At 35.8% G+C, this 16508-nt stretch carries 19 protein-coding genes; 13 read left to right on the plus strand and 6 right to left on the minus strand.

Annotated elements, in window-relative coordinates:
• Positions 1-222: 222 nt before the first annotated feature.
• Entirely contained in the window at positions 223-393 is a 171-nt protein-coding gene (locus LC457_RS00740; protein WP_047426491.1) for a lmo0937 family membrane protein, read from the minus strand.
• A gap of 344 nt (positions 394-737) precedes the next feature.
• Here LC457_RS00740 and LC457_RS00745 point away from each other — a divergent pair, with 344 nt between their 5' ends.
• Positions 738-2867 (plus strand): carboxy terminal-processing peptidase, encoded by a 2130-nt coding sequence (locus LC457_RS00745; protein ID WP_223598189.1) that lies wholly within the window; start codon positions 738-740, stop codon positions 2865-2867.
• Positions 2868-2920: 53 nt separating this feature from the next.
• Here the strand turns inward: LC457_RS00745 and LC457_RS00750 are convergent, their stop codons facing one another.
• The gene (locus tag LC457_RS00750; RefSeq protein ID WP_223598190.1) at positions 2921-3424 is read right to left on the minus strand and encodes a superoxide dismutase family protein; all 504 of its coding nucleotides are present in this window, start codon (positions 3422-3424) and stop codon (positions 2921-2923) included.
• Positions 3425-3655: 231 nt separating this feature from the next.
• Here LC457_RS00750 and LC457_RS00755 point away from each other — a divergent pair, with 231 nt between their 5' ends.
• From LC457_RS00755 to LC457_RS00800, 10 genes are all read left to right on the plus strand, one after another.
• On the plus strand, positions 3656-4303 hold the full coding sequence (locus tag LC457_RS00755; protein WP_223598191.1) for a 4'-phosphopantetheinyl transferase superfamily protein: 648 nt from the start codon (positions 3656-3658) through the stop codon (positions 4301-4303).
• Positions 4304-4392: 89 nt separating this feature from the next.
• Positions 4393-5295: a GyrI-like domain-containing protein gene (locus LC457_RS00760; protein WP_223598192.1), complete on the plus strand. Its 903-nt coding sequence runs from the start codon at positions 4393-4395 to the stop codon at positions 5293-5295.
• Positions 5296-5388: 93 nt separating this feature from the next.
• Complete coding sequence (locus tag LC457_RS00765) at positions 5389-7635, plus strand: TonB-dependent receptor (RefSeq protein WP_223598193.1); 2247 nt, start codon at positions 5389-5391, stop codon at positions 7633-7635.
• 51 nt (positions 7636-7686) lie between these two features.
• A complete protein-coding gene (locus LC457_RS00770; protein WP_223598194.1) occupies positions 7687-8346 on the plus strand; it encodes a hypothetical protein in 660 nt (219 codons plus the stop codon).
• Between the two features lie 142 nt (positions 8347-8488).
• Positions 8489-9802 carry a 2TM domain-containing protein gene (locus tag LC457_RS00775; RefSeq protein WP_223598195.1) on the plus strand — a complete coding sequence of 438 codons (1314 nt, stop codon included), beginning with the start codon at positions 8489-8491 and terminating at the stop codon, positions 9800-9802.
• Positions 9803-9806: 4 nt separating this feature from the next.
• On the plus strand, positions 9807-10112 hold the full coding sequence (locus tag LC457_RS00780) for a 2TM domain-containing protein (RefSeq protein ID WP_223598196.1): 306 nt from the start codon (positions 9807-9809) through the stop codon (positions 10110-10112).
• Between the two features lie 55 nt (positions 10113-10167).
• A complete protein-coding gene (locus LC457_RS00785; RefSeq protein ID WP_223598197.1) occupies positions 10168-10737 on the plus strand; it encodes an isoprenylcysteine carboxylmethyltransferase family protein in 570 nt (189 codons plus the stop codon).
• A gap of 125 nt (positions 10738-10862) precedes the next feature.
• Positions 10863-11159 carry a 2TM domain-containing protein gene (locus LC457_RS00790; protein ID WP_223598198.1) on the plus strand — a complete coding sequence of 99 codons (297 nt, stop codon included), beginning with the start codon at positions 10863-10865 and terminating at the stop codon, positions 11157-11159.
• 31 nt (positions 11160-11190) lie between these two features.
• Positions 11191-11466 carry a 2TM domain-containing protein gene (locus tag LC457_RS00795; protein ID WP_223598199.1) on the plus strand — a complete coding sequence of 92 codons (276 nt, stop codon included), beginning with the start codon at positions 11191-11193 and terminating at the stop codon, positions 11464-11466.
• A gap of 59 nt (positions 11467-11525) precedes the next feature.
• Positions 11526-12269: a LytTR family DNA-binding domain-containing protein gene (locus tag LC457_RS00800; RefSeq protein ID WP_223598200.1), complete on the plus strand. Its 744-nt coding sequence runs from the start codon at positions 11526-11528 to the stop codon at positions 12267-12269.
• A gap of 112 nt (positions 12270-12381) precedes the next feature.
• Here LC457_RS00800 and LC457_RS00805 read toward each other — a convergent pair whose 3' ends face one another.
• The 3 genes from LC457_RS00805 to LC457_RS00815 all read right to left on the minus strand — a co-directional run bounded on the left by LC457_RS00805 (position 12382) and on the right by LC457_RS00815 (position 14981).
• Complete coding sequence (locus LC457_RS00805) at positions 12382-13608, minus strand: DUF6051 family protein (RefSeq protein ID WP_223598201.1); 1227 nt, start codon at positions 13606-13608, stop codon at positions 12382-12384.
• A 163-nt stretch (positions 13609-13771) separates the two neighbouring features.
• Positions 13772-13969, minus strand: a complete 198-nt coding sequence (locus LC457_RS00810; RefSeq protein ID WP_223598202.1) for a hypothetical protein — start codon at positions 13967-13969, stop codon at positions 13772-13774.
• A gap of 115 nt (positions 13970-14084) precedes the next feature.
• Entirely contained in the window at positions 14085-14981 is an 897-nt protein-coding gene (locus LC457_RS00815) for a hypothetical protein (protein ID WP_223598203.1), read from the minus strand.
• A 138-nt stretch (positions 14982-15119) separates the two neighbouring features.
• On the opposite strand from LC457_RS00815, the gene LC457_RS00820 reads away from it, so the two are divergent.
• Entirely contained in the window at positions 15120-15857 is a 738-nt protein-coding gene (locus LC457_RS00820) for a hypothetical protein (protein ID WP_223598204.1), read from the plus strand.
• A gap of 12 nt (positions 15858-15869) precedes the next feature.
• On the plus strand, positions 15870-16220 hold the full coding sequence (locus tag LC457_RS00825; protein ID WP_223598205.1) for a hypothetical protein: 351 nt from the start codon (positions 15870-15872) through the stop codon (positions 16218-16220).
• Positions 16221-16291: 71 nt separating this feature from the next.
• Here LC457_RS00825 and LC457_RS00830 read toward each other — a convergent pair whose 3' ends face one another.
• Positions 16292-16492 carry a hypothetical protein gene (locus tag LC457_RS00830; protein WP_223598206.1) on the minus strand — a complete coding sequence of 67 codons (201 nt, stop codon included), beginning with the start codon at positions 16490-16492 and terminating at the stop codon, positions 16292-16294.
• Between the last annotated feature and the right edge of the window lie 16 nt (positions 16493-16508).

The raw sequence follows: 16508 nt of genomic DNA on the forward strand, positions 1-16508 counted from the left end.
AAATGAGGCAAGATGCATGTAAAGGAAAGAGGGAAAGGAGTAAAAATTAAACTTAAAATAAAGCAAAATTAATATTTGATATAATCCCGGTTTTTTTGAGAATAAGAGTAACCACAGTACTTACAGATGCTTTTCAAGACAAAATATATTACAACTTCGCTAAAAAGCATCTGTTAAGCCTGATGGTTGTTTTAATTTTAAGTGGTTTTACAAAATAATAAACTAGTCGAGAGGTTTTCTGCCGGAAATGATATTATAAAGAATAACTATAATGGCAATGACCAGTAAAACGTGGATTAAATAACCCGTGCTCATTCCAGGAACTATTCCTAACATTCCTAAAAGCCAAACAACGATGCAGATGACTGCTACTAACCATAATAAACTTTTCATGACTTAATATTTTGAATTTGTATGTTTAATTCTCTGCATATTTTATGCCTTTATGGGCAAAAATTGTTTTTTGTGGTATGTGTTTTTAGTTTTTGATGAAAAATAAATACTGAGTCTATATCTTGAAAACAGAATGATAATTATTTCATTCAGGAGGTAAACTGCCTGATAATCGGAAATGGCTAACACTGTTATTATTATTTGTAAGTCTATTTAATAAAAATGGTTAAAACTATCTGATAATTGCAAATAAGGTATTAAATTTGATCATTTGTAACAGTACCAAACTTACTGCTACTAATTATTATACTTATTTTAAAAAAATTAATAAATAAAGACAGTTTATGTGGAAAAATTTCAAACTGAATAAATTTTTACTTCTTATTCCATTAACCAGTCTAATGTTTTGTTTCAACTCGCCAAAGAATGACGATGAAAAGATGCAGACGATTATGGTGAGCGTAAAAAACACACTTTCTTATCTGCATTATAGCCCCAAGACTATCAATGATGCCTATTCGAAGGACGTTTATAAGCATTATTTCGAATTGGTAGATCCCGCTAAAAGATATTTCCTGCAATCTGATATGGATGAATTCAACAAGCATGAGACAAAGCTTGATGATTATATCGGTCAGGGTGATCTTACATTCTATAAGCTTACGATTGACAGACTATACCAGAGAGTGGATGAGATCGATAAAATAACACAGGATATTTTCAGCAAGCCAATTAATCTTCAGGAAGATGAAACGCTTACTCTTGAGCCGAAGCTTAAAAAGGTACCAGCCAACAAGCAGGAACAGTATAATGAGTGGAAAAAATTCATCAAGTACAATATTCTTCAGGAAGTAGAGTCGATGAACAGCAAAGAAGAAGCTCAGAAAGAAAAGAAAGACTCTGTTCAGAAGTACAAGCTGAAAGATACCATCAAGTTTAAGCCGCTTACTCAGGACGAAAAAATCAAAAAAGCGACTGATGAAGTAAAAGACCTTGTAAAAGATACCTTTACGCGATTCAAAAAGAGAAAGAAAATGGATTGGTTTACCGTGTATATGAATGCATACACAGAAGTATTCGATCCGCATACGAACTATTATTCTCCAAAAGATAAAGAAGATTTTGATACTCAGTTTACTGGAAAAGTAATCGGTATCGGAGCTTTGATCCAGGAGAAAAAAGGAAACCTTTACTTAGGAGCTCTTACCATTGGTGCACCGGCATGGAAGTCGAAACAGCTTTCTGAGGGTGATAAAATCCTGAAAGTAAGATCTAAACCGAAAGAAGATGCCGTAAATGTAGTAGGAATGCTTTCTGATGAAGCAGTACGTTTGATCAGAGGTGAAAAAGGTACTCCGGTAACACTGACGGTTCAGAAAAAAGACGGTACCATCAAAGATGTAACAATGATCCGTGAGGAAGTAGCTATTGAAGACACTTTCGCAAGAAGTATCGTAGTGAATACTCCAAACGGTAAGAAATATGGTTTTATCAACCTTCCAAGCTTTAATGCTGATTTTGAAAATGCAAAAGGAAGAAATGCTTCTGATGATATCAAAAATGAAATCATTAAACTGAAAGAACAGAATATCCAGGGAATCATTCTTGACCTTAGAAATAACGGTGGTGGTTCTTTAACAGAAGTAGGGGATATTATGGGACTTTTCATGGAAGCCGGACCTTACGTTCAGGTGAAAGACGGAAACGGGAAAATACAGACTCTTAAGAATAAAAATGAAACTCCGATCTGGACTGGTCCTTTGGTAATCATGCAAAACGAGCTTTCAGCTTCAGCTTCAGAAATCCTTGCAGGAGTAATGCAGGATAACGGAAGAGCAATGATTATCGGGTCTCCACAGTCTTTTGGAAAAGGAACCGTTCAGACTTTTGTTGACCTGAACAGATTCCTGAATACAGAAGATGATTTCGGATCTTTAAAACTGACTATCCAGAAGTTCTACAGAATTACCGGAGAATCTACACAGAGAAAAGGGATCGTTTCTGACATTCAGATGAAAGATTTCTTTACCTATGCTGAAGTAGGAGAACGATATGATGACTATGCATTGGCATGGGACAAAATTCCACCTACGAAATTCCAGAAACTGAACTATTTCAATATTCAGGCACTGGAAAAAGCGAGCGCAGACAGAATGGCTAAAAACAGCAATTATCAGTTGTTATTAGAGTCTGCTCAGTGGAGAGAAAAACTTGATAAAGAAGAAAATATTACGTTGAATATCACTAAGTTTAATGAGCTGATGAAAAACAGAAAATCTCAGATTGAAAAGTTCAAAGCTTTGACAAAATTTGAGAATGGCCTTCAGTTCATCATGTATCCAAGTGAAGTTGAAAGAGAGAAAAAAGATGAAGCTTTCAAGAAAAAATCTGAAATGTGGATCAAGAATCTGAAAAAAGATCTTTACCTGCAGGAAGCAATGAATATTGTATCAGAGATGGGAGCTAAATCCTAGACATAAAAAAACCGCTAATGAAAATTAGCGGTTTTTTTATTGAATAAAGTAGATTATTTAATTTCTACACATCCCACTCTTCCTCCGGCATTTCCGGTAGGCTGAGTATGGAAATCATCTGCTGCTGCGTGTACGATAAGACCTTTTCCGATAATGTTTTTAGACTCATCCGTACAACCCAGGCACCATTTGTCTGTTTTGAAAGTCAATGTTGCAGTTCCGCTCTGATCAGCAACCAGGTTTCCTATATCTCCCATGTGGAAATGTTCAGCACCCCATTTACCATGATCATTCTTTGAAGGATTCCAGTGGCCTCCGGTAGAAGTTCCGTCTGCTGCAGAGCAGTCTCCTTTTTCATGAATGTGTACTGCATGGATTCCAGAAGTAAGATTGGTGATATCCAGCTTCATCGTTACCTCATTTCCGTTCTGGGTAAATTTCGCTGTTCCTCCTGTTTGTGTTCCGCTTTTGGCATTTACAGAATACGTTTTTGTTGTTCCGCATGAAGTTGCTAAAAATGCAAATCCTGCCAATAATGCTAGTGTTTGTACTTTCATTTTTTAAATGATTTATAGTGATTTTACCCTAAAATTATAAAAGATTTTCCAAAGCGCTTTATGATTCCAGTCTTTTTTTCAAAAGATACCGCGCAGGATAGCCGAAATTCAATACGTTTCAGCCTCAGATTCTGCAACTTTGACCAGAAGATGAATTGCTTTAAAAAGGGACGAAAAAAAGCTTATTTTTAACGTGAAAGTAATGATCCCATATCAAAGAAGAAATAGAAAATGATTATTCTGTATACATTTATCAGCGAAGAAAGGCACCAGTTCCTCCTTGACCGGTATCTGCCTGTTTTTTCTGATGATATTAAAAAAGATATTCTGAGATACAGAAGATGGCAGGATGCACAGCTTTCTTTAATGGGAAAAGTACTTCTACAGCACGGATTAAGAACTTATTACAACATTCCGGATGTGGAGATTGGCATTCTTCCCAATAAAAAACCTTATTTGAAAGGATATGACCTCCATTTCAACATATCACATTCCAAAGAGCTTGTAGCCTGTGCCATTGCAGAATATCCTTTGGGAATAGATATAGAATACAACGACCCGAAGATCAGCTACCACGATTTTACATTTCAGATGACTTCTGATGAGATTCAGGAAATTCAGGATGCTGAAGATAAAATGAATGGATTTTTTACCTATTGGACAAGAAAAGAAGCTGTAATAAAAGCGCATGGAGCCGGGATGATGCTTCCGTTGGATGCTTTTGAAGTCATAAATGATGAGTGTATCATTGAAGATGAAAGGTTCTTTATAAAAGAGGTTTTTATTCACGAAGATTATCATAGTTATATAGCTTCTTCAGATCCCAAGATTAGAAATATAATTCCTCTTTTTAAACATTTTGAAGAAGATATCCTATAGTAAAAACGAGTGGATTATCTTGATTATAGCAATAATAGACAACAGATTTTCATTCTGGAAAAATATCTTTGTAAACTAACAACTTTGAATTGGAAGAATATAAAAAACGGATTGTAAAAACAATTCAATATATTGATAATCATATTGATTCTGATTTGTCTCTGGAGAAAGTTTCAGAGGTAAGTGCCTATTCGCCCTTTCATTTTCACAGAATATTTAAGCTCGTTACCGGAGAAACCCTTCAGAACTATATCATCAGAAAGAAAATAGAAAAAAGTGCTCTGCATCTGGCATTACATAAAAATATGGAAATCAAGAACATTTATTGGGATCTTGGGTTTTCTAATCATTCTGTTTTCTGTAAAACTTTTAAAAAACATTACGGTTTGGCTCCCACAGAATTCCGGAAATCAGCGCCGGAAAAATTTCACAAGATTTTACAAACACATCGCAAGAACGGACAAATTGATACGGTTTTCAGCCAATACATTTGCAACATAGAAAACCTGTTAAATTGGACCAACATGAATTTAAAAATCGAAGTAAAAGAAATGCCGGAAATGAATCTGGCGTCAGTAATGAGCCTTGGAATTGCAAACGTAGAACCTTCTTTCAACGTATTAATAGGCTGGGCGGTTAAGAAGAATCTTTTTCCAAGGGAGAATGTGAAAATGATCGCTGTATACCATGACAGCTGTAAGATTACCCCTCTTGATAAAGTCAGAATCCATGCCAGCATGCTCCTGGATGAAAAACTGAAGCAGCAGGAGGGCGAAGTATTTGCTGAAACCTTAGATGCAGGAAAATACATTGTGGGAAGTGGTGAAGTTACGTTGGATGACTTTGAGCAATGCTGGGTTTCTCTGTTTTTATGGATGAATGAAAATAATTATACAACAAGAAGAACCTTTCCTTACGAAATCTATCATTCCAACTTTAAAGATCATCCGGAAGGAAAGATGATTGTAGATTTTTGCATTCCGATTCACTAATTTCCCATTCGGTAGCAAAAGAATGCCTTTCGGTAACAATTTTTTTATCGGAAGGCGTTTTTCATTCTATTTTTGAGCCAGAAAACAATAAAAATGAAAACTCAAAGACAAAACATACTGTTTCTTATCTTCCTGATGGCTTCCATAATGGGGTATTCACAGGTGAAGATTTCAGGAAAAGTTTCCTTTAAAAACAAAGGAGTGAGTGAAGTAAACGTTACTCTGAAAGACACCTATGACGGAACAACCACAGATGCCCAGGGTAATTTTTCTTTTGAAACTTCAGAAAAAGGAGCACATACCATAACGTTTACCCATCCGAAATATGAGAATGTAGAAAGAACAGTTTCTATTGAAAATCAGGAAATTTCTTTGAATGTCGATCTTAAAGAACAGATCAGCGAGATTGATGCAGTAGTAGTTTCTGCGGGATCTATTGAAGCAAGCGATAAGAAAAGAGCAACAGCGCTGCTTTCTCCAATTGATATTTATACCACAGCAGGTGCAGACGGGCAGATTTCTTCGGCTTTAACGTATCTTCCGGGTGTACAGAAAGTAGGTGGAACTGAAGGTCTTTTTATCAGAGGGGGAACAGGTACGGAATCTAAAATTTTTATGGACGGAAGTCTTATCAACAATTATTTTTCTAATTCTGTTCCGGGAATTGCAGGAAGAGATCAGTTCAATACCTCTCTTTTCAAAGGGAATATATTTTCAAGCGGTGGATACTCTGCATTGTACGGACAGGCTCTCTCAGGAGCTTTGATGCTGGAAAGTGTTGATCTTCCGGATGAGAGTTCTTACAGTTTAGGAATTTCTCCTATTTTTCTGAGTGCCGGATTTCAGAAGCTGGGAGATAATAAAAACTATTCTTATGGAGCTACAGCAGGATATTCTCTTTTAACGTTGATGCAGAAAACCTTTAATTTTAATACAGACTTTGTTGAAGCACCACAGGGACTTAACGGAGATCTGAATTTCAGATTTAAAACAAAATCAGGTGGCTTTTTCAAATACTATGGGATGTTCAACTCCAATAAAATGGGGGTTAGGTCAGAAAGCCTTGAGCCCGGATATGATTTCAGCCTGGTAAAGCTTAACGGAAAAAATACATTTCATAACCTCTCTTTTAAGCAGAAATTTGGAAAGTATCTTTTGAATGTTGGAGGGTCTTATTCTTACAACAGATCCGATCTTCATTTTTCCACAGAAACCAATGATATTGAATCCAACAGAAACCAGCTTTTGACAGACGGAAATTACTTGAACTTCAAAGCCGTTCTTGAAAGAAAGATTAACAGAATCAGTGCCCTGAGAGGAGGATTTGAGTTGAATAATACGGATGAAAATCTGAATTTTGAAGCAGTACAGAAACATTATAAGGATTTGATATCTTCAGTTTTTATTGAAACAGATCTGGGATTCAGCAATGCATTATCAGCGAAAATAGGAGTAAGAGCAGAGCATTCTTCTTTTTTAGGAAAGAATAATATTGCCCCTCGTTTTGCGATTGCCTATCGTCTGGCAAAAGACTGGACTACTTCCTTAGCTTATGGTCTCTTTTATCAGAATCCGGAGAGTAAATATATCAATGGTCCTGCAGACCTTGGTTTCCAACAGTCCCAGCATTATATTTTTCAGGTTCAGAGAGCTTCAGAAGGAAGAACGTTACGCTTTGAAGCATTTTATAAAAAATATGACCAGCTGATTAAAACATTTAATATTAATCAGGATAAAGAGCAAAATCAGCAGACTCAGGCTGCTTTAAACAACAATGGATACGGATACGCAAAAGGAGTGGAGTTTTTCTGGAGAGACAATAAAAAAACATTTGAAAATATTGATTACTGGATCAGCTACTCCTACCTGGATTCCAAAAGAGATTTTCTTAATTATCCTGTCAGTCTGCAGCCAGGTTTTGCTGCTGAACATACCCTTTCTGCAGTCGCAAAAAGATTTATTCCGGAATGGAAGCTTGGGGTAAACTTATCATATACCTATGCAAAAGGACGTCCTTATTATGACATTGCCTCTACGTTTGAGAATGAGAAAGCAGTGAATTATACAAGAAATGAAGGAAGATTAAAAGATTATAACGCTTTGAATTTCAGTATTAATTATCTGCCCAATATTGGTAAAAAAGATGCGAAAGCTTTTCCGGTGTTCGTATTAAGTGTCAGCAATATTTTAGGATCAAAGAATGTATACGGCTACAACTTCTCTGCGGACGGATCCAGAAGTTCTGCTGTAGTGCCGCCAGTCAATACTTTTGTGTTCATTGGAGCATTTATAAGCTTCGGAGTTGATAAAACGGATGATGCAATCAATAATAATTTATAAAAAAACATATCTTAGAACAAACAAATAGACTAACTTTTAAAATTTGATATCATGAAAAAATACCTTTTAAGCTTTGCTTTAGCTTTTATGAGTTTAACAGCTTTTGCACAGGCGGATTACGACAAAATAATGACTGAAAAAATCGGAAGAATAGAAGTCTGCAAAACATCGGAAGATTTCCAGACCCTGGCCAATGATTTCCAGAGAATAGGAAGCAAGGAAAGCACAAAATGGCTTCCGGCATATTATGCGGCATTTTCTTATATCCAGAAAGGAAGAACCTTGATGAGAGATGGAAAAATGCAGGAACTGGATGCTATTGCAGATCAGGCTGAGAAACAACTTTCAATGGCACAGAATCTTGCCGGAGCAGACAATGCAGAAATTCACTTGTTGAGAAAAATGTCTTACTCCCTGAGAATGATGGTAAATCCGGCACAGCGATATATGACAGACGGTGCCAGAGCTGCCGAAGAACTTAATACTGCAGAAAAATTAGAGCCGGCAAATCCAAGAATTGCCCTTATCAAAGCAGAAGATGTTTATTTTACTCCAGAGCAGTATGGAGGAAGTAAAACCAAAGGATTGGAAATGTTTAAAGACGCACAGGCAAAATTTAAGACCTACAAACCTAAAACAGCTTTAGATCCTAACTGGGGAAGAGGTGAAGCCGATTATTTCCTAAGTCTTCCGGCAGAAAAAGCGAAATAGGGCTTTTCTCTACTTTACAAATAAATGAACCTTCATTCGTGAAGGTTTTTTTATACCATTCAGGGAAGAAAATCAGCCCTTCGGTAAGAATAAATTTTTGATAACTTTAATAAAAACTAATTTTGAGTCAAGAAAACAGATCATGAAACGTAAATACTTTACAATATTACTTTGGACGTCGTTAGGAACCACTTTGTTTTTCTTTTTGTTTTTTAATAATGAAAAGACTCTGAATACATTTCTGATCACACTGCTTCTTTCAACGATGTATTCTTTTGTACTGGGATTTGGAAACGGATTTATCAATGAATTCCTCAACAGAAAATTTCCCTGGTCCGAAGCCACCCGCACGAGAGCCGTATTAAGCATCATTTCCATTATTATCGGAAACTTTATTCTGGTCTATTTCTGTAATTACATGAACTATGTTGTGATTCAGAAAACAGCTACCATACAAGAATTTTTCTCTGCAAAATATGGCGTAACCAATTGGTTCATGATCAATATTGCTCTTCTAATCTCAGCCTTCCTTCATGCAAAAAGCTTTATGGAAGAGCTGAAAAAGACTTCCAGAAAAGAAGTGGTAGAGCAAAAGCTTATCGCAAAATCAGCAAATGCCCAGTTTGAAAGTTTGAAGAATCAGCTGGACCCTCATTTCCTTTTCAACTCTCTGAATGTTTTAAGCTCACTGATCGATGAAAACCCTCGTCAGGCTCAGAAGTTTACCGCTTCAATGTCAAAGATTTACCGGTATGTACTTGAACAGAAAGATAAAGAGCTGGTAACGGTGGAAGATGAAATAGAATTTGCCAGAACATACTGTGACCTTTTGAAAACAAGGTTTGAAGACAGTGTAGATTTTACTTTTGATGTTGCCCAGGAAGATTACCAGAAATATGTTGTTCCGCTGTCTTTACAGCTGCTGTTGGAAAACTGTATCAAACATAATTTTGCTACTTCATCAAAACCTTTGGTTATAAGAATTTTTTCTGCCGGAAATATACTTTGTATTGAAAATAACTTACAGGTAAGAGAACAGATCAAAGAAAGTTCAGGAATTGGTCTGGCGAATATTGTACAGCGTTATTCTCTGCTTACAGACCGAAATGTATTCATAGAAAAATCGGAGGATCATTTTAAAGTAAAACTTCCGATGCTTTTGAATAAACCACAAATTTCCAGTGTGAAACCTGAAGATGATTCTGCCGCTTACAAACGTGCGCAAAAGAGAGTAAAAGAAATGAAAAGCTTTTATATGAATCTGATTTCTTACTGTACTGTCTGCTCCTTTTTAATCTTTATCAATCTTTACACCAGCAGCAGAAATCAATGGTTTTGGTTTCCGGTATTGGGGTGGGGAATTGGGGTCGCATCCCATGCCTTTCAGGTGTTTGGAGTAGGAGAATCATGGCAGGAAAAGAAGATTCGTGAAATTATGAACAAACAAAAAAAATAAAGCGATGGAAAGATTTGACGAAAATGATATTGAATATCAACGTGCCAGAAGGCAGGTAGAAAGGTTACGAGGTTTTTACGGACATTTATTCGCTTATATCGCAGTGAATGCCATGATCGTGGTCTATAATTGTATGAACCTTAAACCTGGTGAAAGTTATTTTCAGTTTAAAAACTTTTTTACAGCCACTTTCTGGGGAATAGGACTTGTAGCACACGCTTTTACGGTTTTTCTTCCTCGTGTTAATTTTATCAGGAAATGGGAAGATAATAAGATTAAGGAACTGATGGATAAACATAAAGATCAGTAAAAAAATTACTTTTTTCTTTTTGGCCAACATTTTTAACTTTAAAAACTGATTACAAATGAACACTTTATCAACTTTGTTCTACATTTCAATGGGAGCCTGGTTTGTCACTGAATTTCTTTACAAAAACATGCTAAAATCTGGTAAAGAAGATCAAAAGAACAAAGACAAATCAACTTTGAATATTCTGTGGCTTGCCATTCCTTTTTCTATCATGAGTTCGATATTCATCTCTTATAACACTCATTTTACGATTGTTGGCGGAAACTGGATTCTTTATCTTGGGGAATTCCTTATTCTTACCGGAATTATTTTCAGATATATTATCATCAGATCTCTGGGAAAATACTTTACGGTAGATGTTACTATCAGACAGGATCATAAAATCAAAAAAGAGGGGTTTTATAAATACCTGAGACATCCTTCTTATGCCTTTTCTCTGCTGACCTCTCTTGGGTTGGGTTTGTATCTCAATAACTGGCTGTCTTTAATCTTTGCTTTTGTACCACCGTTTCTGGCTTTTGCCTACAGGATTAAGATTGAAGAGCAGGCTTTGGTAGAACAGTTCGGTGATGAGTATCTTGAATACAGAAAAAGTACAAAGAAACTGATCCCGTTTATCTATTAATTAACTGTTTTTACGATTCGGATAGCATAATCTACCATTCGGTAATATAAAATTGATTTGAGCCCTTTTCCTGAGCTACCTTTGACTCAAGAAAAAACAAATTAACCTTTTAAAAATAAAATATTATGGAAATTTTACCAAATAAAGAGACGATTGCTTACAGAAAAGCATCAAGAAGAGTAAAGGAATTAAAAGAGTTTTATGGAAATCTTACTTCTTACTGTATTGTTATTCCATTTCTGGCAATACTGAACCTACTGACTGCTCCGGGATACTTATGGTTTTTATGGCCGGCGCTGGGCTGGGGAATAGGAATTGCGTTTCATGCAATAAATGTATTCGGAATTGGAAAAAGCTGGGAAGAAAAAAAGATAAAAGAGTTGATGGAGAAAGAGGAAAAAAGTAAAATAAAAACATTCTAACATTAATCATAACTAAAAAACTTACACGATCATGGATTACGAAACTGCAAGCACAAGAACGAACAGCATCAGAAAATTCTATAAAAGCATTTTTATATTTGCCATCTTTGCTGTTCTCATCATTCCGGATGATATTTTTGGCGAAAAGATGATTAATTTTCGATTATTTGACAGATATACCATCCTTGGGATCTGGGGATTTATTATCCTTGTTAAAGCTGTAAAACTGTTTCTTTTTGATTCCGAATGGGAAAGAAATATGATTGAAAAAGAGCTTGAAAAAGAGAAAAAGCCGATAAAATATTAAAATATGCCCGCTTTTATCTAACTTTATTTCCTAAAATCTATAACCAAAATTAAAACTCAATGATCAAAACTGTCATTATAGAAGATGAAAAACCTGCTTCAAGGAAATTGGAACGTATGCTGAATAATTTCCCTGAAATTGAGATCGTTGCGAAAATAGAATCAGTAGAAGAAGGAGTAGCCTGGTTTTCTGAAAATGAACATCCGCAACTGATATTTTCTGATATTGTTTTAGGTGACGGATTGTCTTTCGACATCTTTGAAAAAATTCCGACAAAAGGGTTCATCATCTATACCACAGCTTTTGATCAGTATACCCTGAAAGCTTTTAAGCTGAACAGCATCGATTATCTTTTAAAACCTATTCTTGATGAAGATCTGGAAGGAGCGGTAGAGAAGTTTAAATCTTTTATTCCTGCCAACAATACGGATGGCTCTCAGGATATTAAACAGCTGATCAGAAAAGAGAAATCTACGCTGTCCAGAGTTCTGGTAAAAATCGGGTATAACCTGAAAATTATCCAGACTCAGGAAATAAGCTGCTTTTTCAGCGAGAATAAAATCGTTTATCTTCAGACGGAAGACCGCACCTATCCATCAGATTTTACGCTTGATGAGCTGGAAGATGTTCTGGATGAGAAAAAGTTTTTCCGGGTAAACAGACAGTTTATTGTCAGTTCGGATTATATTAAAAACATCCATACATCACCTTACTATAAAGTGGATATGGAGTTTCAGCCTGAAGAAGAAATTACCGTAAGCAGAGACCGTGTCAAAGATTTCAAAGACTGGTTGGTCAGTTAATAAATAAGGAAGGATTTTGACTTACTCATCATACAAAAACAAACACCATGGATCTTATATTATTAATTTTTAAACTATTCCTTTCTCTTTTCTATACCTGAAAAAGGAATAATCAGGAGTTATAAAAGTTGCTGGCAGATTGTACAAACTGGTGAAAAGCTTCCGTAACTTCTTTCTTGTGCTTGTGGGCAAGAGGAAACGGAACCATATGGGAATATTCATACGGGAAATCTTTAATTTCTACATCTACATTGATATTCCTGTAGCCACCGCGTAAAGTATTCAACGCTTCCATTGGAGGGGCAACACTGTCTTTTTCTAATACATACGCTTTTATCTGGGACTGAATTTCATGAATTCTTTCTTCCCTTTCTTTTTGAAAATAATTGTAGCGGAGCATTTTTTTGAACCAGCTTTCCTGTGGATGAAGATCTTCATTCTGATAATGTTTCAGACGGGTATCTGATTTAAAATCAGAACTCAAAAGTTCTGTGAAAACGGACTGCATTTTAATAGTGGCCTGGGTGTCCATGATGTATTTGGAGATTGGAAACATACGGTCGATAGTCATCCCACCACAAAAACAGAAAACTTTAGACCGGGTAAAGTAATGGTTGGGATCTGCCATTTTAATGATCATTGAAAGAAAAGCCCCAATAGAGTAGCCAAATAAATCCAGATCTGCTTCCGGAGAAATCCCTTTTATTTTATTGTTTTTAATGTCTTTTACCACTTCAGTAATGTCAGAATAAGTCTGCAGTCCGGACCAGAATATCCTTTGAGGGTGGGCTTCCAGTCTTGAGCTGATGGCAGCATTCACATAGGAGAAATTCATGTTTTCCGGATATTTTTTCTTTCTGAAACGAACCACTTCCATCATGTGATGCCGGTCACTCCAGATAGGTTCTGCACGATCCATATGAAAGGCAATAGGAAACAGAATAACAGCTTTCTGTGTTCTTTGGGCGAGTTCATATGCCCAAGGCAGATATTTGTCCCATTTCTTTTCGTTCAGGCCATGAAAGAAAAAGATGCATCCTTTGGCTGTTTCTATATCTGCACTCTTTAGAATATAATAGGTAAACCTGTTATTGCATTCAATATCAAAATCCTTGATGTCTACAGCGGGCTGGCCATAAAAAAGATGCCCATTTTCATTGATTTCCAGTGATTGCTGATGTTTGCTGCAATGTTGATGTTCCGAACCATAAAGAAGATCAGAAACCTTCGATTCAAAAGGAAGAGATTCAATGGTTACATTCAATTCCTTGATTTCAACCCTGTCTTTTCCGGAATCAAAGTGACTTTTCAAAACTTCATACAATTCATAATATTCCATAGCAAGACAATTGAAGGGTTTATATTTATAACTATCAATTTAGAAAATTATTACTGTAATGTATTGATTTTTAATAGTTAAATGTATTCTAAGCATAGGAGAAAAGGTAAACCCCGGAATATAATTGTTCCAGGGCATCAGATATAGAAATTGATAAGGATGTTTATTCTTTTACTTCAGCTTTTTTGTTATATTTCTGGATGGTGACGGCTGTAAGGGCTACCATTATAACACGCAGGATAATATCTGCTTTTTCGGGGTGAAAGATTTCCTGATAGATGTTATATCCAACAAGCATGGATACAAAAAAGATAAGCGCATTGTTAGCAGATGCATATTGATTTTTAATCGTTGTTTTCATAATGATATTTTTTATTGTTATCCAGTAAGTATGACAATTCAAAATACGTTACAACAATTTCAAAAAAAGAATCAGTTATTTCCAGGCATCAGAGATTTTTAACTTTATATAATAACTATCTGTAATCTATTCTGTTAGATTCAGTGTCTTCAAGCTGTTTAAGGATAGATTCCGGAATTTCATCGCTGTCAATGGGGAAGCTGATAGAGTCGGAAATAAAGTTCTTTCTGTCTGCTTTTCTGAAGATTTCAAACAAAGCTATCGGTTCCTGATTGAAACTGATGCAGGTACTTATGAAGTGGATTTCGTGGAGTTTATAGTCCGGATTCTTAAGCTTTTCTTTAATATCTTTAATTCTTGAAATAAAATGCCGCTGACGGATAAAAGTATTGCTGTTCATGATGATAAAAACATAGTCGGAATAAGCCGTTACCTTACCAAAATACTTATGCTTGTCGCCACCGCTTCGTTCAATAAAATATTCTCCGGTTGTTTCTGACTTATAAATTTCCATTGCTGAGCGCCATATGCGGTCTTCTTTTGCCATTAAAGGATTATCAGGTAGATTTCTGTTATAAGAATACCAGCAGCCTACTAAACGGTCTAAAAGAGTTGTATTCAGATTTACATTATTCATCTCAATTCTGAGGTCGTTAAAATTGAATGACTCCGTAGTGGAATTGATGAAATCGATATAATTGGAGTAGCCCAGAACTTTTACAATAAGACTTAGCTTTGCCAGGTTTGGCCTGCTGAGAACTCCATTTTCATTCTGCCTGAATTTTTTCAGTTTATTGATGATCAGGTGTTCATACAAATAATTGGTTCCCAAAAGATCCGGTTCTTTTTTTATTTCTTTCTCTGAATGATCATTGATAATGAGTTCGTTGAGTTCTGCGCTGATGTAAGACCATTCCGTTTTGGTGACATCTTCCCAATGATTTTTCTTTAAAAAGTGACGGCTTAAGAAATTCATCAGCTTTCCAAGATGCAGTATATCTTCCTTTTTCATCTGTTTATTTTTATGGTCAGATTAATTTTAGTTTTATAAGACTAATTTAAGATTTTTATCAAACCAAAAAAGATTTTTGAGAGACTTTTATATTTTAAAATCAATTGATATTTGAATAGAAAAACAAAATTTAAAACAATGGAAACAAGAATGTTATTAAAAGATGAATCCCTCTGGAACCGGATACAGGGATTTTCTCTGGATGCTCCCAACGCTGCTTTCCCTTTTTCAAAAAAACTCGCAAAAGAAGAAAGCTGGAGCCTTGATTTCGCAAAAAAAGCGATTGAAGAATATAAAAAATTTGTCTATCTCTGCTGTATTCTTCCCAATGGAGCTTCCCCCAGCGAAATAGTGGATAAAGTATGGCATATGCACCTGATCTATACCCAGAATTATTGGGAAGAATTCTGCCCGAATATTTTAAAAAGAACGCTTCATCATCATCCTTCTCAAGGTGGAAACAAGGAGAGAGTGAAACATGAGAATTGGTTTGAAGATACAATGTCTGGTTACAGGAACATATTTCAGCAGGAAGCACCTGAAGAAATATGGAAAGGGAAAAAGAAAAAATCTAAACTTAGACTCTGGATGAGAAAAATGGCTTTTTTTGCTCCAATCTTTATTTTACTGCTCCTGTTCTCTTGTTCAGAAGGAGGTAGTTTCACCGGATTGTTGGTCACAGCAGTGGTTTTTGCCATTATTTTTATTCTGGGGATAATAACCTCAATCATAGGAGATGGCGAAATCTCCGATCCCAATAGAAAGGATAAGCAAAGCAATGATGGTGCTGGTGGAGGAAGCTGTGGAGGATCAAGCTGCAGCGGAGGAGGTGGTTGTGGCGGAGGCTGCGGCGGTTGTGGGGGATGTGGAGGATAAAAAATAATGAACATGAAAAAGCTAATCATTCACTCAGCTCCCGTTGTAGTAAGCTTTATGTGGCTTATGTCAGTATGCCAGACATTGAATCCCATTATTATTAAAGGTCCGGACTTTCTGAAATTTTATCTCATCCTGGTTCTTGGATTCTATGCTTCAGTTTTTATTTTAAATTCCTGGAGAGAAGCCATTTCTAAAACAACATTGTATTTCACAGGCTTCATTTTTTTACTGGGAACTATAAAACTGATAAGAGGAATCATGTTGGGAAAGCCCGTTGGATTTCTCATTATGATTTTAATTCTGGAATGTATTGTGGCAGTGTTTCTTATCATGAGCCATGTCAACAAAAAGATAAAGTAATTGTTTCATAAAAAACAAACCCGAAACAGAACTGTTCCGGGCTTTATAATAAGGTATTGAGATTAAATCTCTTACTTTTTTTCTTTTATGGGCCTGTAGCCATATTTTCGAACCATGATAGAGGTGATTACCACTAAAATAAGGCTGATCGCGATATTCGAGTTTTCCGGATGTACAATTAACTGATAGAAATTATAGCCAAAAACCGCAGATACAATTGCGATCAGGATATTATTTACATAAGCATACTGGTTTCTTGTCGTTGTTTTCATAGTAGTTTTTTTATTG

It is taken from the genome of Chryseobacterium sp. GVT01B (assembly GCF_019970045.1).
In the GTDB taxonomy this organism is placed as follows: Bacteria; Bacteroidota; Bacteroidia; order Flavobacteriales; family Weeksellaceae; genus Chryseobacterium.